24 protein-coding genes and 1 pseudogene are annotated in these 22043 nt (G+C 47.4%); 6 read left to right on the top strand and 19 right to left on the bottom strand.

All coding sequences use genetic code 11. From position 1 onward, the window contains the following. Positions 1–45: 45 nt before the first annotated feature. Both SB724_RS17415 and acpS read right to left on the bottom strand, forming a co-directional pair. Positions 46–1053: a LolA family protein gene (locus SB724_RS17415; protein ID WP_007410230.1), complete on the bottom strand. Its 1008-nt coding sequence runs from the start codon at positions 1051–1053 to the stop codon at positions 46–48. 164 nt (positions 1054–1217) lie between these two features. Next, positions 1218–1583 carry a holo-ACP synthase gene (gene acpS / locus SB724_RS17410; protein ID WP_410572125.1) on the bottom strand — a complete coding sequence of 122 codons (366 nt, stop codon included), beginning with the start codon at positions 1581–1583 and terminating at the stop codon, positions 1218–1220. 92 nt (positions 1584–1675) lie between these two features. On the opposite strand from acpS, the gene SB724_RS17405 reads away from it, so the two are divergent. Continuing rightward, positions 1676–2275 (top strand): rhomboid family intramembrane serine protease, encoded by a 600-nt coding sequence (locus tag SB724_RS17405; protein WP_003156193.1) that lies wholly within the window; start codon positions 1676–1678, stop codon positions 2273–2275. On the opposite strand, the gene SB724_RS17400 is transcribed toward SB724_RS17405, so the two are convergent. The 5 genes from SB724_RS17400 to SB724_RS17380 form a co-directional block, all read right to left on the bottom strand. Further along, positions 2272–3738, bottom strand: coding sequence for a PH domain-containing protein (locus SB724_RS17400; RefSeq protein WP_410572122.1), 1467 nt, complete (start codon positions 3736–3738; stop codon positions 2272–2274). The genes SB724_RS17405 and SB724_RS17400 overlap by 4 nt on opposite strands. Beyond that, entirely contained in the window at positions 3728–4207 is a 480-nt protein-coding gene (locus SB724_RS17395) for a PH domain-containing protein (RefSeq protein WP_007410226.1), read from the bottom strand. The genes SB724_RS17400 and SB724_RS17395 overlap by 11 nt, the downstream gene beginning before the upstream one ends. 116 nt (positions 4208–4323) lie before the next feature. Next, complete coding sequence (gene cshA / locus SB724_RS17390) at positions 4324–5808, bottom strand: degradosome RNA helicase CshA (protein ID WP_410564713.1); 1485 nt, start codon at positions 5806–5808, stop codon at positions 4324–4326. Positions 5809–6138: 330 nt separating this feature from the next. Next, complete coding sequence (locus SB724_RS17385; protein WP_410572120.1) at positions 6139–7509, bottom strand: UDP-N-acetylmuramoyl-tripeptide--D-alanyl-D-alanine ligase; 1371 nt, start codon at positions 7507–7509, stop codon at positions 6139–6141. A gap of 77 nt (positions 7510–7586) precedes the next feature. Further along, positions 7587–8672 carry a D-alanine--D-alanine ligase gene (locus tag SB724_RS17380; RefSeq protein ID WP_003156199.1) on the bottom strand — a complete coding sequence of 362 codons (1086 nt, stop codon included), beginning with the start codon at positions 8670–8672 and terminating at the stop codon, positions 7587–7589. A 153-nt stretch (positions 8673–8825) separates the two neighbouring features. Here SB724_RS17380 and SB724_RS17375 point away from each other — a divergent pair, with 153 nt between their 5' ends. Beyond that, on the top strand, positions 8826–9143 hold the full coding sequence (locus tag SB724_RS17375; protein WP_003156200.1) for a thioredoxin family protein: 318 nt from the start codon (positions 8826–8828) through the stop codon (positions 9141–9143). Here the strand turns inward: SB724_RS17375 and SB724_RS17370 are convergent. Further along, a complete protein-coding gene (locus tag SB724_RS17370; protein ID WP_410572117.1) occupies positions 9140–10033 on the bottom strand; it encodes a cation diffusion facilitator family transporter in 894 nt (297 codons plus the stop codon). The two genes, SB724_RS17375 and SB724_RS17370, sit on opposite strands and share 4 nt — an antisense overlap. A gap of 213 nt (positions 10034–10246) precedes the next feature. On the opposite strand from SB724_RS17370, the gene SB724_RS17365 reads away from it, so the two are divergent. Together SB724_RS17365 and fbpB are read left to right on the top strand one after the other, a co-directional pair. Further along, positions 10247–10426 carry a Fur-regulated basic protein FbpA gene (locus tag SB724_RS17365; protein ID WP_265973388.1) on the top strand — a complete coding sequence of 60 codons (180 nt, stop codon included), beginning with the start codon at positions 10247–10249 and terminating at the stop codon, positions 10424–10426. Then, the gene (fbpB, locus tag SB724_RS17360; protein WP_003156206.1) at positions 10413–10559 is read left to right on the top strand and encodes a Fur-regulated basic protein FbpB; all 147 of its coding nucleotides are present in this window, start codon (positions 10413–10415) and stop codon (positions 10557–10559) included. The genes SB724_RS17365 and fbpB overlap by 14 nt, the downstream gene beginning before the upstream one ends. 26 nt (positions 10560–10585) lie before the next feature. Here the strand turns inward: fbpB and SB724_RS17355 are convergent, their stop codons facing one another. The 8 genes from SB724_RS17355 to dctS all read right to left on the bottom strand — a co-directional run bounded on the left by SB724_RS17355 (position 10586) and on the right by dctS (position 18932). Continuing rightward, positions 10586–11731, bottom strand: a complete 1146-nt coding sequence (locus tag SB724_RS17355; protein WP_410572115.1) for an acyl-CoA dehydrogenase family protein — start codon at positions 11729–11731, stop codon at positions 10586–10588. Between the two features lie 114 nt (positions 11732–11845). Beyond that, entirely contained in the window at positions 11846–12181 is a 336-nt protein-coding gene (locus SB724_RS17350) for a hypothetical protein (protein ID WP_032872980.1), read from the bottom strand. A gap of 94 nt (positions 12182–12275) precedes the next feature. Beyond that, the gene (locus tag SB724_RS17345) at positions 12276–13043 is read right to left on the bottom strand and encodes an ABC transporter permease (protein WP_410572112.1); all 768 of its coding nucleotides are present in this window, start codon (positions 13041–13043) and stop codon (positions 12276–12278) included. Then, the gene (locus SB724_RS17340; protein ID WP_410572110.1) at positions 13036–13962 is read right to left on the bottom strand and encodes an ABC transporter ATP-binding protein; all 927 of its coding nucleotides are present in this window, start codon (positions 13960–13962) and stop codon (positions 13036–13038) included. The genes SB724_RS17345 and SB724_RS17340 overlap by 8 nt, the downstream gene beginning before the upstream one ends. Positions 13963–14063: 101 nt before the next feature. Continuing rightward, positions 14064–15113, bottom strand: a complete 1050-nt coding sequence (locus SB724_RS17335) for an AI-2E family transporter (RefSeq protein ID WP_007410215.1) — start codon at positions 15111–15113, stop codon at positions 14064–14066. A gap of 185 nt (positions 15114–15298) precedes the next feature. Continuing rightward, complete coding sequence (gene dctP, locus SB724_RS17330) at positions 15299–16555, bottom strand: C4-dicarboxylate transporter DctP (protein ID WP_032872974.1); 1257 nt, start codon at positions 16553–16555, stop codon at positions 15299–15301. Between the two features lie 108 nt (positions 16556–16663). After that, entirely contained in the window at positions 16664–17335 is a 672-nt protein-coding gene (dctR, locus tag SB724_RS17325) for a two-component system response regulator DctR (protein WP_003156219.1), read from the bottom strand. Then, positions 17310–18932, bottom strand: a complete 1623-nt coding sequence (gene dctS, locus SB724_RS17320; protein WP_410572108.1) for a two-component system sensor histidine kinase DctS — start codon at positions 18930–18932, stop codon at positions 17310–17312. The genes dctR and dctS overlap by 26 nt, the downstream gene beginning before the upstream one ends. Positions 18933–19012: 80 nt before the next feature. Between dctS and SB724_RS17315 the strand changes: the two genes are divergently transcribed. Both SB724_RS17315 and SB724_RS17310 read left to right on the top strand, forming a co-directional pair. Then, entirely contained in the window at positions 19013–20065 is a 1053-nt protein-coding gene (locus SB724_RS17315; RefSeq protein WP_007609559.1) for a TRAP transporter substrate-binding protein, read from the top strand. A gap of 84 nt (positions 20066–20149) precedes the next feature. Continuing rightward, positions 20150–20971, top strand: a complete 822-nt coding sequence (locus SB724_RS17310; RefSeq protein ID WP_014416954.1) for a manganese catalase — start codon at positions 20150–20152, stop codon at positions 20969–20971. Positions 20972–21007: 36 nt separating this feature from the next. On the opposite strand, the gene SB724_RS17305 is transcribed toward SB724_RS17310, so the two are convergent. The 3 genes and pseudogenes from SB724_RS17305 to gsiB form a co-directional block, all read right to left on the bottom strand. After that, positions 21008–21367, bottom strand: coding sequence for a YdbC family protein (locus SB724_RS17305; RefSeq protein ID WP_410572106.1), 360 nt, complete (start codon positions 21365–21367; stop codon positions 21008–21010). Further along, positions 21361–21702 (bottom strand): cupin domain-containing protein, encoded by a 342-nt coding sequence (locus SB724_RS17300; protein ID WP_014304387.1) that lies wholly within the window; start codon positions 21700–21702, stop codon positions 21361–21363. Before SB724_RS17300 ends, SB724_RS17305 begins: the two co-directional genes overlap by 7 nt. Positions 21703–21842: 140 nt before the next feature. Beyond that, positions 21843–22043: pseudogene (gene gsiB, locus SB724_RS17295) on the bottom strand (glucose starvation-inducible protein GsiB); the annotation flags it as partial.

The raw sequence follows: 22043 nt of genomic DNA, 5'->3' as shown, positions 1-22043 counted from the left end.
ATGGAATCAAAAAAGAGACCGACAGCGGCGGCCTCTTTTTTGACGTTATTTTGACGACTGTCCCTGCATGCTTTTGGCGGCGGCCACCATTTCATCTTTTGTCAGATCCTGTGATGACAGAAGATAATCCACTCCGTCATATGTCCACGTTAAAGACGTATCAGATAATGCGGCCACCGTGAAGCCGAGATTAACCGGTTCGCCTTTCAGCGTGACGGCAGAGGCGGCTTTTGCGATATGGGCTTTTTCTTGAATAAGGGTGAATGATTTTTCTCCGCCGTAAGTCATGACGATCCGTTTGCCGTCCGCCGTTGAAATATCTTTCTCTTCAAGCTTTTTGACGCCGGCCGGCACTTGAAGCGGTGTTTTGACCGCAAATGAATCAGACGGCTTGGCGCTTGTGGCGACGTCCATCTGGGAAAGCGTCATATTTTTCTTCTCGTCAAAAGAGTCTTTATCAAACGGCTTGTTGAATTCAAAGCTTTTGAATTCGACTTTTACCATCACTTTCCGGTCTGTATCCATGACTTTGACGAGCGATGGGCTCATGTCCTTTTTGTTGAAAGTGATTTCCTGAGTCGGCAGCATTTTGTTGTGCTGATAGTTTGTTTTTGTTTCAAACGTGTACTTTTTATCTTTGGCGGAATAGACGGCGTCTTTGTCATGCTGCACGTCCTTTACAAGTGACTCAAACAAATATACTTGGCTGCTGTTATTCGGCCAGTCGCTTTGGAAACGGAAGCTCTTATTTAGAGACGGCGTGAGGACAAAGACTCCGTTGGCGTTCCGTAAGATGACTTGGTTTTGGTCTTTTTTCGGATTTTCCAAATAGACCCGGTACAGGGAAGGTTTTTTATGCCAGATTTCCACATTGTATACTTGCGGATCACTCCCCGTTTCGATGGTCATTTTGGCTTTCGCTTTGTACGAGGTGTATTCTTTCGCCTTCTTATCTAAACCGTTCACGATATCTTCCTGTGATTTTTGGCCGCAGGCCGAAAGAATAAGGACGGCAAGCAGTCCCGTTAAAAGCAAAACAAAGCTTTTTCTCACCTTTTTTCAACCCCTTCTTCTCAATTGATGTAAAGGGAAGAAATCGCTTGTTTGACTTTAACGGTACGCCCTGAACGGACGGACGCGTACCATAAAAGCCTCAAACAACTTGTCTCCCTTAATGCACTATCAAATATATGAAGGGGTTCCGGCTAATATGCAGACTAGCGTGACAACCTTTCAATCACGACCTGTGCCGCGGCGTATTCTTTTGTATGGGTAATGGAGACGTGAACCGCCGCGCCGTCAAGCTTGGCGCAGGCCAGCACAGGCTTTCCCGCCGTGTCGTTACCGGTTTCAATATCCTGAAAGCTGAGCTCTTTGCCGATACCTGTGCCGTATGCTTTCGAAAAAGCTTCTTTTGCCGCAAATCTTCCCGCGAGAAATTCAATTTTCCTTTTGCCCGACAGCAATGTAAAACGGGCGTATTCAGCCTCCGTCAATATTCTTTGCGGAAACCTCGCCTGCCGGCTGAGCATGTTTTCAATTCTGTGCAGTTCAACGATGTCGATTCCGATTCCGAAAATCATGTGAATTCCTCCTAAAAGTCCGTACTAAAAAACGGTTTATGTCATAAACGTGTTACTATATATGTAACAAATCAGATGCAAAGGGGCTTGCGATGTTTATACGAACGGAAAATTTCCAGACTTTTATCAGACGTTATCCGGCCGTCAGCTGTATCTTGGCGCTGCAGGCGTTCTTGTGGCTGTTTTTCAGTATGCCGCTTCATTCCGTCATGATGTGGTCAGATGCTGTGACCGGCTATAATTACGGCGTTTCCTCGGGAGAATGGTGGCGGCTGGTGACACCGATGTTTTTACACGCGAATTTCACTCACCTTTTGTTTAACTCCATGTCTCTCTTTTTATTCGCGCCCCCGCTTGAGCAGATGCTCGGAAAAGTCCGTTTTCTGATTGTGTACATCGCATCGGGCATCATCGGCAATATCGGCACGTATCTTGCCGAACCGCTTGATTATGTGCATGTCGGCGCATCCGGCGCGATCTTCGGACTTTTCGGCGTGTATGTGTTTTTGACTGTTTTCCGCAAGGAGCTGATCGGCCGGGATCAGTCGAAAATGATTATGACCCTGCTTATCATCGCGGTGCTGTCGACGTTTATCAACTCTAATATTAACATTATGGCGCATTTGTTCGGACTGGCAGGCGGATTTTTGCTTTCCTTTTTATGCGTGCAGCAAAAAAAGCGGCGGTATTAACCGTCCGCTTTTTCATATGAATACCAGCGCCCGATGCGTTCGGCATCTTCCTCGCTGACATCCTTCAGCATGACATGCTCCATGTGGTGAGCTGATTTCACTGCGGTAGCCACAGATGCGAGCCGCCTTCTTTTTTGCAGAAAGGAGCGGCTGACTTCAAACATCTGCATTCTTCTTCTCAGCATAATCGTGGTCGTCTTCCCGATAAGCCTCGTGGTGATCTGAAGCCTGCCGCCGTTGATGCACCATGACGCTGTCCTAAACGAGGCATATCCAAGCACTATTTCGACGGGAAGCACAAGGAGCGATGCATATCCCCACGGTTTAAACAGAATACAAAGCGGGATGATCACGAAAACCGAGAAGATTATGGATCGGAATAAATACCGGCGCAGCGCCCTTTTCGGCAAATGATTCCGGTTTTCTTCCAGCACGTAATCCGGTGTGAAACCGTTCAGCATCACTCCGAGCTTTGATTTGCGGATGATCGGAAACAGAATCGTCTGTGCTCCTTCTTTCTCATTCCCCGCACTGCCGGCGCTGACAATCGCAACCGTCGCGTATCCGAATAATTGCCTGATCACATTTTCTTTCATTTTAATGGCTTGGATTTTACGGAGCGGGATCGTCACTTGATGTTTTTCAATAATTCCTCTGGTAATGACCAATTCGTGTTCTTTTTTTTCTATCTTAAAGTTGGCATGCTTGATCATCATACCGGCGATGCTTAACAGCCAGGCGATGAACAATCCTATGAAAATGATCACGGCGTATATACCGATGCTCGCATGCTTGAGAAAAGAAAACCTGTCATAGAGCCAGTCCATCGGAAGTACTTCATCAATCTGAGAAAAGAGGGCGAATACCGCTGAGATGATGACACCGATTCCCCCGGATGTTGAGGCGGCCATAAGCAGCTCACCCACAGACAGGCGGTAAACGGATTGCACATCTTCCCTGCGCATCGGCTCCTGCTCTGCTTCGGTCTCCCCTCGTTCTTCTTGCTCCGCTTTTTGCTGAAAAACAGCCGCTCTGATCCGTTCCGCCTCTTCCACAGTAATGGCGGATAAGACGGCCTCGGCGTTTTTCCCGTCGCCGGCCGTTTCGATTTGAAGCTTAACAAGCTTAAAAAGCTGCTGAATGATGCCGGCACTCGTATTCATTGATTGAATCCGGTCAATGGAGATGTATCTCTTTTTCGTAAAAAACAAGCCTTCTTCAATTCTGAATTCTCCGTCCTCAATCCGGTATGTAAATTTTCTCCACTCGATCACACTTGCCGTAATCAGCCAGATAAGCAGGACGGCGAGCGCAATGCCTCCGTAAAAGCGGATGAAGTGGTTGGAATTAACAATATAGACGAGAAAAAATGGCAGAATAATGTTTTTAATGGTTTCGATAATAATATGGAATAAGTTCAAAATCACGGCCGCCGGGTGCAGACGTTTCGGCTCAGACATCATCTTCCGTCACCCTTGCCAGACGGGAAATGGAATCCCTCAGCCGGTCAGCTTCCTCCATATCAAGCGCCGGAATGGAATGAACGGTTGCCGCCGTGGAGATTTTGACTGAGGCCAGACGGTACCTTCTGAGGAGCGGGCCTTGTGAAGTATCTACGTGCTGCACCCTCACCATCGGCACAATGACCCGTTTGACAATAAAAATGCCGGATTGAATATCAATTTCATTTTCATGGACTTCATAGCGCCAGATCCTGTGCCTGATTTTCGGTATGGCATAGACGGATATCACTGAACCGAAGATCCAAATGATGCCGAGGACTCCGGTGATCCAATACGGCCAATGGAAGAAATGGCTTAAAACAGCTGCTGCTATAACGGCCAGAAGACAGAAGGCGGACAGGATGATTTCCTGAAGACGCCAGACTTTTAAGCCGCTTGGACTGATTCGATTTTTTGGCTGTGCTCTCAACATACCTACCTCCCATTTTTTATCATACATACAAATACGGCTGATTTGCAAAAAAGATTCACTTTCCGGCATATCAAAAAAAAGCGGACCCCGTAAAAGGGTCCGCTTCCTGTGTTTTAGTATGATTTTTTCTGGCGTCTGTCACCTGAAGAACGGCGGTCGCTTGAGCGTTTTTTATCGTAGGAAGAACGGTTGTTGGTTTTCCCTTTGCCGCCGCGGTAGCCGCCGCCTTGGCCGTCTCTGCGCTTAGAAGTACGCTGGTTTTTATAGCGTTTGCTGACCATCGGCGCTTCATCAGTGAGGCGTACAGGCGTGCTGTCCGGCTCTTTTGTCGCCATTTTAATGGCTGCAGCCACAACTGTCACTGCATCATGATCTTCTAACAATTCCGCAGCTGCCGTCATGTAGAAGTTCAGGTTGTTTTCGCTGATCGCCGTGCGCAGACGGTCAACCGTCATCTGCTGCTGACCTTCTAATGCTTCGTCAAGCGTCGGCTCTTTCATGCGGTCCATTTTGCGTTTTGTCGTTTGTTCGATCGCGCGAAGCATGTTTTTCTCACGCGGTGTGATAAACGTCATCGCCATACCCGTTTTTCCTGCACGGCCCGTTCTTCCGATACGGTGAACGTAGCTTTCAGGATCTTGAGGCACGTCAAAGTTATAAACGTGGGTAACGCCTGAGATATCAAGTCCGCGGGCGGCAACGTCAGTCGCTACAAGCACTTCGATCGCACCTTCTTTAAATTTACGAAGCGCAACCATACGTTTCGCCTGCGTTAAGTCGCCGTGAATTCCTTCGGCCGCATATCCGCGAAGGTTCAGGGCTTCAGCAAGCTCATCGACACGGCGTTTCGTACGTCCGAATACGATCGCAAGTTCCGGAGACTGAATGTCAAGAAGACGAGTCAGCGTATCGAATTTTTTGCGCTCCTGCACTTCCAAGTAGAACTGCTGAATGTTGGACACAGTCATTTCTTTCGCTTTTACTTTTACGTGTTCCGGCTCAGTCATGAAACGCTCTGCGATCCGTTTGATCGGCGCAGGCATTGTTGCTGAGAATAAGAGCGTTTGGTGGTCGCTCGGCACGTTTGAGAGAATGGATTCAATGTCATCAATGAATCCCATGTTCAGCATTTCATCAGCCTCATCCATGACAACCGTGTTCACGTTGTTTAAACGGATCGTGCGGCGGTTGATATGGTCAAGAAGACGCCCCGGCGTACCTACGATGATATGCGGGTTTTTCTTCAATGCGCGGATCTGACGTCCGATATCCTGGCCGCCGTAAATAGGCAGTACTTTCGCACGCTTATCTTGTCCGATTTTATATAACTCTTCAGATACTTGAATGGCTAATTCACGGGTTGGCGCGATTACGATTGCTTGAATATTAGGAGACTCGGGGTTCATTTTTTCAACAAGGGGTATACCGAACGCAGCTGTTTTACCTGTACCTGTTTGCGCTTGTCCGATGACATCTTTATTTAAAAGTCCGAGCGGAATCGTTTGTGCCTGGATCGGTGTTGCTTCTTCAAATCCCATACGATTGATTGATTTCATGAGATCAGAACTTAATTGGAAATCTTGAAACGTTATAGTCAAATTATTCAAACTCCTTCTGATTGCTGTTTCAGTAATGTCGTGATTTACCACTAAAAACCGCCCTTTCATCCAAAGGACAGGATCATACGTATACAAAGCCCGAATTACTTTACGTTTAATCTTACCATTACACTATGTGTTTTTCAATAAGGCGAGATGGTCAGGCGGCCGGAAGCGGCCTGACCGGATTCTTCCCGCGAACGAGGCCGGACCCCGCGCCGGACGGGATTTCCCAGCCGGCGGTCTTTCTTTTTCATACAGACAGAATTATTTCACCCTGAATTAGTTTCTTCATTTTTGTATATTTTTATGATGCTGATCAGTATTTTTTCAGTTCTTCTCTAATAAATCTTTAACGATTTCTTCGAGCTTCATACCTCTCGATGCTTTAAACAGAAGGAGATCGCCGGAAGCGGCCATTTCCTGTATGGCGTGAAGCAGTTCTTTTTTGTCAAGATAATGGCTGACGCGCCCTTCTTCAAAATGCCGGCGCGCTCCGTCAGCGATGAATGCGCCGAGTGTGCCGTAAGTAAATACATGGTCGATTTCCGCCGGATTGACCGCAGCTCCGCATTCTTCGTGGAATGCTTTTTCTTCATCACCAAGTTCAAGCATATCACCGAGCACGAGCATTTTCTTCCGATAGCCTTTCATCGTTTCAATTAATTCGACCGCCGCTTTCATTGACGTCGGGCTCGCATTATATGCGTCGTTTACGATCGAGATGCCGTTGTCCGTTTTGACCAGTTCCAATCTCATCCCTGTCACCTTCAGGCGGCTCAGTCCCAGAGCGGCATTTTCCGGCGTAATGCCGAAATAGGTGCCGGCGGCGTATGCGGCCATGGCATTCATCACATTATGTCTGCCGAGAACGGGAATAAAGAAAGAACGGTCGATCCCGTCGATATTAAAGTACGTGCCTTCTTCCGCCTGTTTTATTTCTTTCAGGCAGAGATCATTGTCCGCGCCTGCGCCGTATGTCGTTGTCCGGCAAGTGTACGCCTTTTGGCGGAGCAGCGGCTCATCCCCGAAATAAAACAGAACGCCGTCTTCCCGAAGTCCGTTTATAATTTCAAGTTTCGCCTCCGCAATTCCTTCTCTTGAGCCTAAATCCTGCATGTGGGATTCGCCGATATTGGTAATGACGGCAGCTTCCGGTTCAGCAAGACGGCTCAGAAAATCAATTTCGCCCCTCGCGCTCATTCCCATTTCTAAAACGGCGATTTCTGTATCTTCAGGCATGGCAAGCACAGTCAGCGGCAGGCCGATATGATTGTTGAAATTGCCGGCGGTTTTGTGAACGCGGTACTGCGTGCCGAGAACGGCGTGCAGCATGTCTTTCGTTGTCGTTTTTCCGTTGCTCCCGGTCACCCCGATAACCCGTGTGCCGAGCTCTTCCAAATAAGCTTTTGCCAATGTTTGCAGCGCCTCCAGCGTGTCATCGACCAGGATGACAGCACGCTCTTCCGGCGGATTCGGTTCAGAGCGGTCCCACAACACCGCGGAAACGCCTTTTTCGAATGCTTGCGGCACAAAGGTGTGGCCGTTAAAATGCTCGCCTTTTAAAGGAATGAACAGCTGATTTTTTTCCAAAGTCCGCGTATCGGTTGCGGCGCCCTCAATCATTGTTTGTTCAAATACGGGATTTGTCAGTGTGCCTTTGACCATGTCTGCGATTCGCTTTACAGTTCGCTTTATCAAAGGTGGCACCTCGCTTTCTGAAAATGTTGTCTGTTACGGGAAAAGACACTGCCCCTTTTAGGCAGTGTCCGTCTTCATTAAAATGTATGTTTAATCAGCTGTTTTTCGGCATGGCGTTCTTTTGCCAGCTCAACCAGCTGTTCGATCAGATCACTGTAATCTACGCCTGCTTCTTTCCAAAGCAGCGGGAACATGCTGAATGGCGTAAAGCCCGGCATTGTGTTCACTTCGTTAATGAGCACTTGACCGTCATTGGTCAGGAAGAAATCGGCGCGGACAAGGCCTGATCCGTCAATCGCTTTGAAGGCTTTAATCGCCATCTCGCTGATTTCCGCATATTGTTCATCCGTCACTTGCGCGGGAATCATTAAATCCGTGTCGCCGTCTTCATATTTCGCCTTGTAATCGTAAAAGTCGGTTTTCGGCGCGATTTCACCGACGGCGGAGCATTTCGGTTCGTCATTTCCGAGTACGCCGATTTCGATTTCTCTTCCGGCGATTCCTTCTTCCACCACAATTTTCCGATCATACTCAAAAGCCAGTTCGAAGGCTTTTTCAAGCTCTTCGCGATTTCGGCATTTGCTGATTCCGACGCTTGATCCGAGGTTCGCCGGTTTGACGAAGCACGGATATCCCAGCTCCTCTTCAACCTGCTGTAAGCAGCTGTCCGGCGTCTGTTTCCAGTCCTTTTTTAAGAAAGCGGCGTACTTCGCCTGCGGAAGCCCCGCTTGAGCGAACAAATGCTTCATGATGACTTTATCCATGCCGGCTGATGATGCAAGCACCCCGTTGCCGACATAAGGAACGTTCAGCAATTCCAGCAGACCCTGAATGGTGCCGTCTTCACCGTTCGGTCCGTGCAGAAGCGGAAATACGACATCGATCGGCGCCTTTTCGTCAGGCGACGCTTCAGGAAACATTTCCCGGTTCAATGCTGATAGAGCGAAACTTTCACCGTTTTGTTCCAGCTGAAGCATTTTCACGTTGGAAACCGGCTCAGTCAGCAGCGGGCCTCTTTGCCATTCTCCTTTTTCAGTGATGTAAATCGGATGTATATCAAACTTCTCAGTATTAAGCGCTTTTGTTACAGCTAATGCTGTCTGCAGCGATACATTGTGTTCGGCTGACTTTCCGCCGTACACCAATCCTAGACTTGTTTTCAATGGATATTCCCCCCACAACAATTCATCTTTACTATCTTATCACTTTCCTCAGAAAATGATCTAATTATTTTTGGGCATTCTGAATATGAAAGCATTTGTATGTAATTCCTTTTTATTTTATATTAAAATGGCATGGAAAAGGAGATGTGTCATATGAAAAAAATCAGTACAACAGAACAATTTAATGAACTTATTCAATCCGACAAGGAAATCATCGTGAAATTTTTCGCTGACTGGTGCCCTGACTGCACGCGCATGAATATGTTCATCGGCGATATTTTGGAAGAATATAATCAAAATGATTGGTATGAGCTGAACAGAGACGAGCTCCCTGAGCTTGCCGACAAATATCAGGTAATGGGCATACCGAGCCTTCTGATCTTTAAAAACGGTGAAAAGAAAGCGCATCTTCACAGCGCAAACGCAAAAACGCCCGAAGAAGTCACAGAGTTTTTATCACAGCATATTTAATTCGTTTCACGATCTTTGTTTATGACTTCAGGCTCTACATGAACATGGACATGAGTCACATCATGTTCATGTTTTATTGCATACTCGACTGCATCGGCTGCTTCATGGCCTTCTTTCACAGACAGTCCCGGATCTACCGTAATGACCATTTCCACATGAACCGTGCTCCCCAAATACCTTGCTTTCACATCCTTCAGCCTGCTGACCTCTTTTATTTCTTTCACCGTGTGTTTATACGGCTCCAAATCTTTCAGATCAAACCCGTCCGTCAATGAGTGGGAAGCATCTTTGAAGATGTCCCATGCCGTCTTACAGATGATGATTCCGATCAGAAAAGCAATGACCGGATCAATCCACAGCAGATGAAGCCGGGCCGTTAAAACGCCTATAAACGCCCCAATACTGACATAGGCGTCAGAACGGCTGTCTTTCGCCGCCGCATGAAGCGCAGAACTTTTAACCCGATTCGCAAGACGGCTGTTATATACATACATGCCGTACATTACAATCGCGCTTCCGAGCGCCGTCCATGCCGCAATGAAGCTCGGCTCGGCCTCCGTTCCGCTGACAATCGCCTTTGCTCCTCCGATCAGCACTTCAATACCGACCGCCATCATAATAAAAGACGCAATTAATGAAGAAATTGTTTCAGCCCGATAATGTCCGTAAGCATGATCACTGTCCGCGGGGCGCTGGGAAATCCGGAGCCCGATCAGCACAGCCAGTGATGCGACAATATCCGTGGCATTATTTAAACCGTCCGCTCGGAGCGCTTCGGAATGATAAATAAGACCGATCACCAGTTTGACGGCGGCAAGGATGAGGTACGCGGCGATATTAAGAATCGCGCCTTTCTCACCCCGTTTTAAGTTTGCCGTTTGATCATTCATGTAAGGACTCCTCCATTCTCATTCATAGTATGGATGGAAAAGCGGAAAAATAGCAGCTTTGATCTGAGCAAATGCAATATTCGACAGCATTATTCCCCGGGAAACTTTTTGTCGAAAAATTGGCGGTATTTTTCCTTTACATATGAATATGCCCATTGTATACTTTCATTAACTGATAATGATTCTCAATATCATTTGATTAGGAGGGTAATCATGAGGTCTTCTCCTCAGCTCAGATCATCAGTTGAAGGACGAAAAAAACATCTGATCCATTTGCTGATCAATAACGGAATATACAAAAAGTCGGAACGGCATTTATATGAATTATCGCTCGGAGAATTAGAAAGCGAATACAAATATGTTAGGAAGGTGCGGGTTCATGGCGAAACGTAAAATAAAAACATACGAACAGCTGATAAAAGAAAACAAGGCGGCCATTATGAATAATCAAAAGCTGATGAATGTGATCTATGACAGAATTGACCGCAAGCATCAAAAACTGCTCCGGCACAACAGCCATACATAAAAAGAGCCTTTTTCAGGCTCTTTTTTTTATTGCTCAAAGGCTTCCGCCGCTAATTTGCCGATGACCGCATCGTCCATCGGCGGATTGTGAAGGCCGGCCCGGGCATCCCGATAATACCGCTGGAGCGGATTGTTTCGCTCTAGGCTTTTTGCGCCGGTGATTCTCATTGCTTTATCAACAACAGAAAGGACGGCATTTGTCACAATATGTTTTGCGGCGCCGAGCTCGCTTTTGATGAAAGGGCGGCGTTTCGGGTCATCATACATTTGCGTCGCCGTGAAGAGAAACTGTCTCGCTTTTAACAATTCAAGCTCCATTTCCCCGACACGCTGCTGAACGGCCGGCACGTCTTTAATCGGTCCGTTCAGGCTGTTCGGCGAATATTCGGATGCAAACCGGACGGCATAGTCCCTTGCCGCTTGAGCGATACCCAGATAAGCAGCGGGAATGTGAAGCAGCCAGCCATTCACTTTCGCCGCCCTCGGCCCGCTGATAAGCTCCACAAGCCGCTCGTCACTGAGCGTGACATGATCTAAAAGGAGATCATGGCTTCCGGTCGCCTTCATGGCAATCATATCCCATGTTTCTTCGACCGAGACGCCTGCCTGATCTTTATGAATGAGAAAAACACCGGTCGTTTGTTTTTCTTCAATCCATGCCGTCACAAGCATATAATCTAACGTCAACGAAAGGGTTGTAAAGGTTTTTCGGCCGTTCAGCACCCATTTTCCGTCTTTTTTGACAGCGGAGGTGCCGGGTCTTCCTCCCCTCGTCGGACTGCCGGTCTGCCGTTCCGTCGCTGCCCTGTTCAGGACAGCTCCCTTTTTCACCTCTTCTGTGATAAATGAAAAGACATCTTCATCCCAGCTGTTTCCTTCTCCGAGCTCACCCATGACGGATAAATGCCAGCCGATTCCGAGAGCAACGGCCGCGTCTCCCCGCGCCAGCCGTTCCTGAAACAGCACCATATCATAAACGGAAATGCCTGCACCGCCGAATGCCTCAGGTACCGTTAATGCCGTATATCCTGCGTCGCGCAGTCTTTGAATTTTCTCCACGGGAAAACGGCCCGCCTCATCATCAAGCGCGGCTGTTGTTTGAAATTCGTCTGCAAGCAGGCCGATTTTTTCCATCCATTCCCTCTGCCGTTCATTCTGTATCCATAAAGACACTGGAATCCCCCCATTATAATTCCGATAAAGTTAATAAGTATTATAGAGATTCAAGTCTCGTTTCGCAACTGTGAGGCTGTATAAAAAAACACGCTATTCCATGGAATAGCGCGTTCAGACTGCTTCCGGGCCGCGGTCCTGCTTGAGCCCGAGATAAATCAGCATATATGTGAGATAACCCATCGTCATCACAAGCCCGCCAAAGAAAAAGCTTGAAAAAATCGGCTCTTCAAACGCGGTAACCGCCGCAAGCACGATCCAGCTTGCATACAGGTAGATGATGAAATAACGGAATCCCGTCTTCAATTTATATAAGAGAAACAGCCCCACTGTAGAAAACAATCCCAGCGCAAGTCTGAAATAAACAAGATGTTCGAATTGGAACATGAATGACACAAAGGAAAAACCAAGCAATAACACAATCGGTAATGCGGTAATAAAATTTCTCAAGTGAGCACCTCCGTCATTACCTTTATTATAAATCAAAATAGCATAAATTATTGATTTATCGTGATCTTTTTCACAAAAATGTCATTCCTTTACTTTATACCCGAACATCGCGTTTGCAAAAGCTCCACCAAGCGACGGCTAAGAAGAATACGATATGGATAATGATAATGCCTGCGGAAAATAACGGCGTCATTCCCGCAAACAGCGGTTTCGCCCCGCTCATATATTGCGTCAAGTCAGTATTTGCGAACAGCAGAAAACTTCCCCATTTGTTTTGGAAGAGCGACATAATCGTCACGAGTGATTTTGCGCCGTACAGCACGATAAATGACAAAATGACGGCCGTTGCGCTGTTTCGGAATACAGAAGAACACAACAAGCCAAAACATGCCATCGCAAACGCCTCGACCCAGTTCGTGCCGATTACTTTCAGGGTGTTCATAAGAAGCGTCCCTGATTCAGATGTCACCGCCACGCCGAAGAAAGCCATGCCGAACAGCAGAGACAGAATATAGTACGCCGCATACAGGTACAAGCTGACCAAAAATACGGTAATGAGTTTAGATACAAAAATCCGCTCCCGCTTTACCGGGCGGATTAACAGAAATTTGATCGTTTTCTTATCAAATTCAGCGGAAATGATCGTTGCCGCGATCACGATTGTTAACGCCTCAAGCAGAATATTCAGCCCGGGCGCGTACGCCATATAGCCGATAAAATTCTCATCCGTTCCGGAACTGATGACAAGCCGTTTAATGACAAGCGCCATAATAAATTGGAGAACGGCCATCAGAATCAGCGCCACTAATGAGACTTTTCGGTTAAAGAGCTTCATATGCTCATTCGCTGTCAATTTAAACATTCGTCTCCCCCTCCTCTTGAAGCGCCGTCGTCACTTTCATGAATTCATCCTCCAGCGATTCCGCATACGGCATGATGGAATACACGAGAAAGTCTTGTCCGACGAGCGCATGGTTTAATGCCGGGATGTCCTTCTTCGCTACGGTGACGGTAATGCCCCCGCCGTTTTTCTCCGGAGCAAATTGCTGTTGGGACAGCCATTCGAATGCTTCGTCAGCCGGCTGAATGTCGAGGACGGCTTTTTCTTCTTTTTCCTCAGCGCCGCGCAGAACAACCTCTGTTTTGATCTCACCTTTTTGAATGATGATGACACGGTCGCAAAGGTCCTCCACTTCACGCAATAAATGCGTCGCAAAAAGGATGCTCGTCCCTTCAAGCTCCGCGAGTTCCTTTAAGTGATCGCGGAAATCCTTCATTCCGCCGGGATCAAGCCCGTTTGTCGGTTCATCTAAAATGAGCAGATTCGGACGGTGAAGAATGGCCTGCGCAATCCCGAGACGCTGACGCATACCAAGGGAATACGTTTTAACTTTGTCATGAACGGCGTTGGTGAGCCCGACACGCTCGATGACTTCCTGAAGCCTGTCCTCTTTGATGTTTTTGTGCATGTTGGCAAAGTGCTTCAGATTTTCCCACCCCGTCAGGTACGGGTAGAATTCAGGATTTTCCACGATCGCTCCGACGGATTCAAGCGCTTTTTCGAAATCAGCATCGTGCTGAAAGCCGTTAATTGTAATCGTGCCGCTGTTTTTCTTTAAAAGACCGACGATGATTCGGATAAGTGTGGTTTTTCCCGACCCGTTCGGACCGAGCAAACCGATGATCTCGCCCTGCCTGACATCCATGCTGATGTTTTTTAAAATGTGCTTTTTGCCTATTGTTTTGTCAAGGCCTTCAATATGTAAAATCGGCTCAGTCATACAGCCTTCCTCCTTTTTCACAAAAAATAAACAGTGCCCGTACATAGGCACTGTCTGCATTATAACATTAGTCATATATTCGTGAAGAGCCGGAGCCGACGTTATGTCTTATCCGGGACCGGTCCGTTTTTTTCCTTCTCTTCATTATTGACGACATCCAGAATATCAAGCAGGAACACAAAAATCGGAATTCCGATAATCAAGCCCCAGATACCGAAGAAATGTTCCGAGAAAATCAGAACTGTAAAGGTAAAAAAGATCGGCAGTTCCGTTTTCGCTGACATCAGTTTCGGATTAAGGAAGTACGTCTCAATCGCATGGATGACGAAAATGACCAGCACGATGTAGATGACATACGCTGCGCCGCCCGTCGTATACGCGATGATGCTGAGCGGAATGAGCGAAATCACCACACCCGCCACGGGAATGAGCCCGAGGAAAAAGACCATGATTGACAGGCCGAACAGCTGCGGAAAATGCAGAATCGCCAATGCGATCAAGGTGAGGATACAGTTCACCAGCGCGATAATAAATTGGGCTTCAAGCACTTTGCCGAATGTTCTCGCAAACTTGCTGCCGAAATAAGCAAGTTCGTAGTAAAAAACAGACAGCTTGCTGTGCTGAAATTTTTTCATAAACTCCGTGAGCCGCTTTTTCTCGAACAGGAAAAACATGCTGAGAATCAGTGACATCACGACCTGCAAACCGAAAGTGCTGATATCGGCCAAGTATGTATACAGTACATTAAAACCTTCTTTTACATAGGAACCGATATTGATATCGCCGAACACGCTCGATATCTCATCATAAAACGGAATGACATCGGGATGATACGCGATGTGCTTGATCTGCTTAATCAGCTGTTCAATCTGCTTGGCAACAATCGGGTAAAAGACAAAGCCTCCGACAGTCGCCCCGACAGCCAGCGCAATATATAAAACGGTGATGACCACCCTCTGGCTGATCCGGAAAAAATGGTTCAACACGTGCCGGATGACAGTCTCCAGCCGATCCATCAGAAAAGTAAAAATAAACGTAAGCAAAATCAAATTAATCATACTTCGGAATACAACTAACACCCCAGTCAAAACAAGAAAAACGGAAAAACGTCTGACACCCGGATGCTGAAAAAATTTAAAAATAGCCGCCATTTATACACTCCTGCTAGGACAAAAAGCCCTTAGATTTCATCTTTCACTCTCTAATTGTAAATTATATAACAAAATGACGCTAAGGTCTTTGTCCACCTCCTAATAAATTTAAACAAATTTATCTTTTTTACTCATGGAGGCCGAAAAAAAGAACGGCATGCCCGATGCATGCCGTTCCTTTCCTTTTATACCGCCGTTTTCATTTCTTTTACGGCCTGTGTGCTTTTCGTTTCGTCAAACTCATTTTCGCTCTTGGCTACGATGATGGTGGCGATTCCGTTTCCGATCAGGTTGACGATCGCCCTTCCTTCACTCATAAAGCGGTCGACGCCGAGGAGCAGCGCCAGTCCCTCCAGCGGGATAACCTGAAGCGCCGATAAAGTGGAGGCGAGTACGATAAATCCGCTTCCGGTTACGCCCGCCGCGCCTTTTGATGTCAGCATCAGCACGAGAATGATCGTAACCTGCTGGCCGATGGTAAGGTCAACGCCGAACACCTGCGCCAGAAAAACCGTCGCCATTGAAAGATAAATCGAGGTGCCGTCAAGGTTAAAAGAATATCCCGTCGGAATGACAAGGCCGACAACCGATTTGGAACAGCCGTAACGCTCCATTTTATCCATCATCCGCGGAAGGACGGACTCAGAAGAGCTTGTGCCGAGAACAATGAGCAGTTCATCTTTAATAAAACGGAGATAGTTCCACAAGCTGAAACCGAATAGTTTGCAAATGATATTCAAAGCGACAAATACAAACAGGAACATCGTAACGTATACAGACAGCATCAGACTCGCCAGCGGCTTGATGGAATCAAGGCCGAAGTGCCCGATCGTATAGGCCATGGCCCCGAATGCGCCGATCGGCGCCGCGCGCATGATGTAGCCGATGATTTTGAAAAAAACGTGCGACAGTTTATCAAAGAAATCAATAATGCTTTTGCCTCTTTCACCGAGCGCCGCCAGGCCGACACCGAATAAAACAGAAAAGAATAAGACCTGAAGAATGTCGCCTTTTGCGAAAGCGTCAACCATATTTGACGGAACGATGTGAGTGATAAACTCAATCCAGTCAATCCCCTGTCCCCCGTTTTGGGTGTACTGAGAGACATCCCCTTTTTCAAGCTTGCTGTAATCAAGGCCCTCACCGGGTTTCATGATATTGACGACCAGAAGTCCGATAATAAGGGCGATGGTGGTCACGACTTCAAAATAAATAAATGCTTTTCCCCCGACTTTGCCGACTTTTTTCATGTCTCCCATCTTGGCGATGCCGAGCACGATCGTCAGGAATATGATCGGTGCGATAATCATTTTTACCGCATTGATAAATGTATCGCCGAGCGGCTTCATCTGCTTCCCGGCCTCAGGCCATACGAGTCCGACAATGACGCCGATGATCACCGCCGTGATGACCTGCACCGTAAGATTTTTGAAAATTTTCATCCCTACTCCCCCTTGCCTCTCGCTGCGTCTATACGAGAATGATAGCGTTTTCATACAAAGAGGGGAAGCTTATGATCATAACGGACATTTTGGTCTTTTTGGTCTCGGCTAGCGGACAAATTTGTAGCGGTTAACCGGCCGGCCCACTCCCCCGTATTGAATGTCGAGCTTAATCTGGCCGTCTTTCTCAAGAAAATCAAGATAACGCCGCGCTGTCACCCTGGCGATCCCGAGCGCTTTGGCGGCTTCTTCAGCTGAAAGCGGCTCCGTCTGCTGTTTCATATAGGTCAAAATTTCATTCATCGTAAAATGATTTAACCCCTTCGGCAGATCCCTGGACGGATTTTGCGGAATTTTAAGCAGCATGTCAAGCTGCTCCTGCGACATGGTGTCATGCTCTTCAATTTTCCGTTTATATTGTTTATAGTTTTCGAGCGCCTGTCTCATCCGCTCCAGCTTAAACGGCTTCAAAATATAGTCGGCCGCACCGTTCTGCAGCATAAGCTGGATTGTTTCTTTGTCTTTTGCGGCCGAGACGATGATGACGTCCACTTCGAGCTTTTGTTTTCTGATTTCCTGGAGCGTTTTAATTCCGTCTTTTTTCGGCATGTATACGTCTAATACCACGAGCCCGGGCCGCAGATCTTTTATAAGCCTGATTCCCTCGTCTCCGTCGGCGGCCGTGGCGATGACGCTGAACCCTGAAACACCGGTGATAAATTCTTTATTCACCTCCTGCACCATCGGATCATCTTCAATAAGCAGCACCTTGATGTCCATCGAATGATTCCTCCCCCTTCATCGGAAATAAAATAGAAAATGCCGTTCCCTGTCCCTGCCGTGTGTCGACTTCAATAACGCCCATCCCTTTGTCGACGATTTGTTTGACGAGGTACAAGCCGTATCCCGTTCCTCCCGTTTTATTGACGGTAAACCCTTTGTCATAAAGGCGCGGGATGTGCTGATCGGAAATCCCGCTTCCGTTGTCTTCTATTAATATAGCAAGCACCTCATCATTTTGCTCGATACTGATGTCAATATGTTTGTCCTCCGTGTCCGCTGTTTCGAATGCGCCGAACGCATTTTCAATTAAATTGCCGAGCAGGACGACGATGTCATGCTGGTCGACATGCTCCGGAAATGCCGAGAAACTGCTGTTTTCATCAATTTTCACAGAGATGCCAAGCTCTTTTCCTCTTTTGATTTTGCTTAACAACAGCCCCGCCGCAGCGTCATTCTGAATGGCCTGATGAAGAAAATCGGTGACGCTTTCTTGTTCTGATGATTCCTTAAAAGCAAGCTGGAGCGCTTTTTCTGATTTTCCGAGCTGAATCAGTCCCGCGATGGTGTGAAGCTTGTTCATATGTTCATGATTTTGAACTCTGAGCGCATCGACAAAATTTTTCACGCCGGTCAGTTCTTCCGCCATTTTCGCCGCTTCCGTCCTGTCCTGAAAAATGGCGACGGCTCCGATGACCTTCTTTTTCATGACGATCGGAATTCTGCTGCTCATGATCACCTTTCCGCTGACTTGGATTTCTTCATTATATACGGCTCGGTTCCGCTCGACGATCTCAGGGAGGCGCGAATCTTTTAACACGTCCCAGATCAGCCTGCCATCGGTCTCTTGTCTGACATTGAATATCTGCTTCGCTTTTTCATTAAAAATGGTGATGTGATGCTGGTTATCGATCGCGATGACGCCCTCATTCATTGAATGAAACGTAGCGGTCCGTTCCTCATACATTCTCACGATCTCATGGGGCTCCAGCCAAAACATTTGTTTTTTGATGTGGCGGGCCAGTAAAAAGGAGCCGGCCAGTCCGAACCCGAGCGCCAGCAGAACGATAAACAGTATTTCATGTTTCAGCTGAAGAAGAATTTCACCGAATCCGGGCAGCGTTTTACCGGCCAGAACGACGCCGATCTGATTCAAATCCCGGTCTTTGATGGGATAAAAAGCGCGGACGGCGGTGCCGATCTCTCCCTTTGCTTCGGAAAAATAAATGTGCTCGGCGAACGCCGCGGCTTCGTCCTCACCCCTTGAACGCTTTCCGATCATTGTGCTGACGGGATGCGAATAGCGGATATGATCCATATCCATGACGACGATGTAGTCCGCTTCATTGATGATCCTTATTTCTTCGACCGCATGGCGCACGTCATCCCTTTGTTTTTTCTGCTCGAGGGCGCGTTTGACATCGGTCATCTCAGATACCGTCCGCGCGGTATTCATCAGCCGTTTTTTCAGCTCGCGCTCCTCTGTATGCTGAATATTGCCGATCAGCACGATGCCGACGATCAAAAAGGTAAAAAGCACGACGATATACGAAAGTATGGTGATTTTCCAGCGGATGGTGAGCTTTTTTTTCGTCATTGGCCTCTTCCTTTCCGTCTCTTTACGAAAACGGCCCGCCCGATTATGCTTGTTATAGAAAATGGCGGAGGGGGTTTTCGATGAAAAGCTTGCTGACTTGTCTCAGCCTGATGGTACTCGGTATCGGAACCGCTTTATTCATCGGCTTTCATGATCATTTCTCAACGGAAGAACCGTATTATGATGACGAACAGGAAGGCCTGAAAGATCAAATCGTTTTCAAATTCAGCCATGTCGTTGCTGAAAACACGCCTAAAGGGCGGGCGGCGAATAAGTTTGCCGACCTTGTCTATCAAAAGTCCGGCGGCACCATTAAAGTAGAGGTGTTTCCAAACGGGAGCCTCTATTCAGATAATGAAGAAATAAACGCCCTCCAAAACGGGGACGTGCAATTCATCGCTCCCTCCACCTCAAAGCTCGGATCACTGTCTCCCGAATGGGGTGTTTTGGATCTGCCGTACGCGTTTACAAACTATAAAGCCGTGCAAGAAGGCCTCAACGGCAAAATCGGCACACGCCTGTTCACTTCATTAGAAAAGCATCATTTGAAAGGACTGGCGTACTGGACGAACGGATTTAAGCAGCTTACGTCAAATAAAGGACCGATCTTCACTCCGGACGATTTGAAAGGACAGGCGCTCAGGATCATGCCGAGCAGCGTGATCGAAGACCAATACCGTCTGCTCGGCGCGCACCCGCGGCAGGATTCCTTTAATTCCACGTTTCAGCTCTTGGAAAGCAATCTTGTAGACGGAGAAGAAAATACGATTTCAAATATCTATTCTAAAAAATTTTATAATGTTCAAGATTATTTGACAATCAGCAATCACGGGTACCTCGGTTATGCCGTGATGACCGACGAGCATTTCTGGAATTCGCAGACAGAAAAAACGAGAGCCATCTTAACGGAGGCGATGAGAGAAACGACGGAATGGAACGAAGCCTCCGCCGAGAAAATGAATAAAGACCAGCTTGAAGAGATAAAGAAGAATTCATCCATTCATATTCATGTGCTGAGCAAAGCGGAAAAGAACACATGGATGAAACGCCTCGACCCGATTTACGGACAATATGAACAGGTGATCGGCCGCGGGCTTGTGCAGGATTTGTTATCCTTGCGCCGCGAGCCTTAGCAGGACCAATACGCCCATCTCCGTTTCATCCCTTTTCCCGCCGGGGAAGTAAATAGGGACAGAGCAAAAAAAGGAGATGGAGACATGTTTACACATACGAAAAAACTGCAGCATCCGGCTAAACCGGATCGTCCTGACCCGCTGTTCGCAAAAAAGATGCAGGAAATTTTAGGGGGACAATACGGGGAGATATCCGTCGCCATGCAATATTTGTTCCAAGGATGGAATACACGGGGCAATGAAAAATATAAGGATCTTCTGATGGATACCGCGACGGAAGAAATCGGCCATGTCGAAATGATCGCGACGATGATTGCGAGACTGTTAGAAGACGCCCCGCTGGCAGAGCAGGAAAAAGCGGCTGATGATCCGGTCATCGGGTCCATTTTAGGCGGGATGAATCCGCATCATGCAATTGTCTCAGGACTCGGCGCAATGCCGGAGAGCAGCACGGGCGTTCCGTGGAGCGCAGGCTATATCGTCGCAAGCGGAAACCTTCTGGCAGACTTCCGCGCCAATCTGAACGCCGAATCACAAGGAAGGCTTCAAGTCGCACGCCTGTATGAAATGACCGATGATAAAGGCGTGAAAGATATGCTCAGCTTTTTATTGGCCCGCGATACCATGCATCAAAACCAATGGCTTGCGGCCATTAAAGAATTAGAAGAACAGGAAGGTCCGATCGTTCCTTCCACATTCCCGAAGGCGCTGGAAAAACAGTCATTCTCCCATAAGCTTATTCATTTCTCAGATGGAGCAGAAAGCGCTGAACAAAATTGGCTGAAGGAAACAGCGCCGGACGGAGAACCATTCGAATACGAAAAGGAACCAAAGGCGCACGGCGAAATAGCTAAGCTGGATCCCGTCCCGCCGTATGTCCACAACACGCTTCCCGGCCGCGAGTAAAGACACAAGCCCAAAACAAACTGTTTTGGGCTTTCATTATGCCTTCAGAACCGTCCAGTCCGGTTCGTACCGGATGTCCGGGTGATGTAACAGCTCATGAATGAAAGGTTCATCCTCTTCGTACAGCATCACTTCTATTGAAAGAATCGCAGCCTTCTGCTCGATTTCTTCGTATATGCGGTCATGTTCGTTCTCCATAAAATCATCATAGGCCTGTCTGTTCTCCCAAACGCTGATGATCTCTGCGATGAACAGGCCGTCTGCGTTTTTCCGCCAGCCGCCGGCCTGTTTGACGAATCCATTTACACATGATAATGCTCCCCACCTTGACTGTGCTTGCGCAAATGCTTCAGCGTTTACAGCGTCTGTTTCACATACGATCTTTTTGATCAGCATGACCGTTCCTCTGTGATGACTGTTTTCGCATGCGTATGCTCAACACAAAGATTCACGGTTCTGACGTAAGAGCGGGTGCGGTGAATCGTGCCTTTCGGGATGAGCAGGCTGTCATTTGCTTTGAGCACTGCGGTTTCTTTGTCCTTAAAATCGATCAGCAGCTCACCTTCCAGAACGATGAACCATTCATCTGAGTCAGGGTGATGGTGCCAGTCATATTCTCCCGTAAACACTGCGAGGCGCACACAGTGGTCATTGATCTCCGCGATTGAAAAATTATCGTGTTTTTCTTTGACTTTATTGGCGATAGCGAGCAAATTCAGCATGTCAGACACGAGTGAAAAACCCCTTTTTCATTTTATTGTATCGCAAAGGCGGCTCAGATCAAGATTTTCCCAAAATAAAAAGCGATCCAGCTGATGCGCCGGATCGCTTTTGATCTGCAGATTGTCTGCCTTTTATGCTTTTATTAGCTGCTTCGTCTGTTTCCGCCTTTTTGGCCGATTTCCTTATAAAAATCTTTGTCATGATTTTTACTAGTGGCTTCTCCGCCTTTTTCACCGATTTCCTGATAGAATTCTTTGTCGTGATTTTTGCTTGTGGCTTCTCCGCCTTTTTCACCGATTTCCTGATAGAATTCTTTGTCGTGATTTTTGCTTGTGGCTTCTCCGCCTTT

It is taken from the genome of Bacillus sp. SIMBA_031, assembly GCF_046535225.1.
Lineage (GTDB): Bacteria > Bacillota > Bacilli > Bacillales > Bacillaceae > Bacillus > Bacillus velezensis.
The sequence above is the reverse complement of the archived record's forward strand: the minus strand, read 5'-3'. Positions and strand labels throughout refer to the sequence as shown.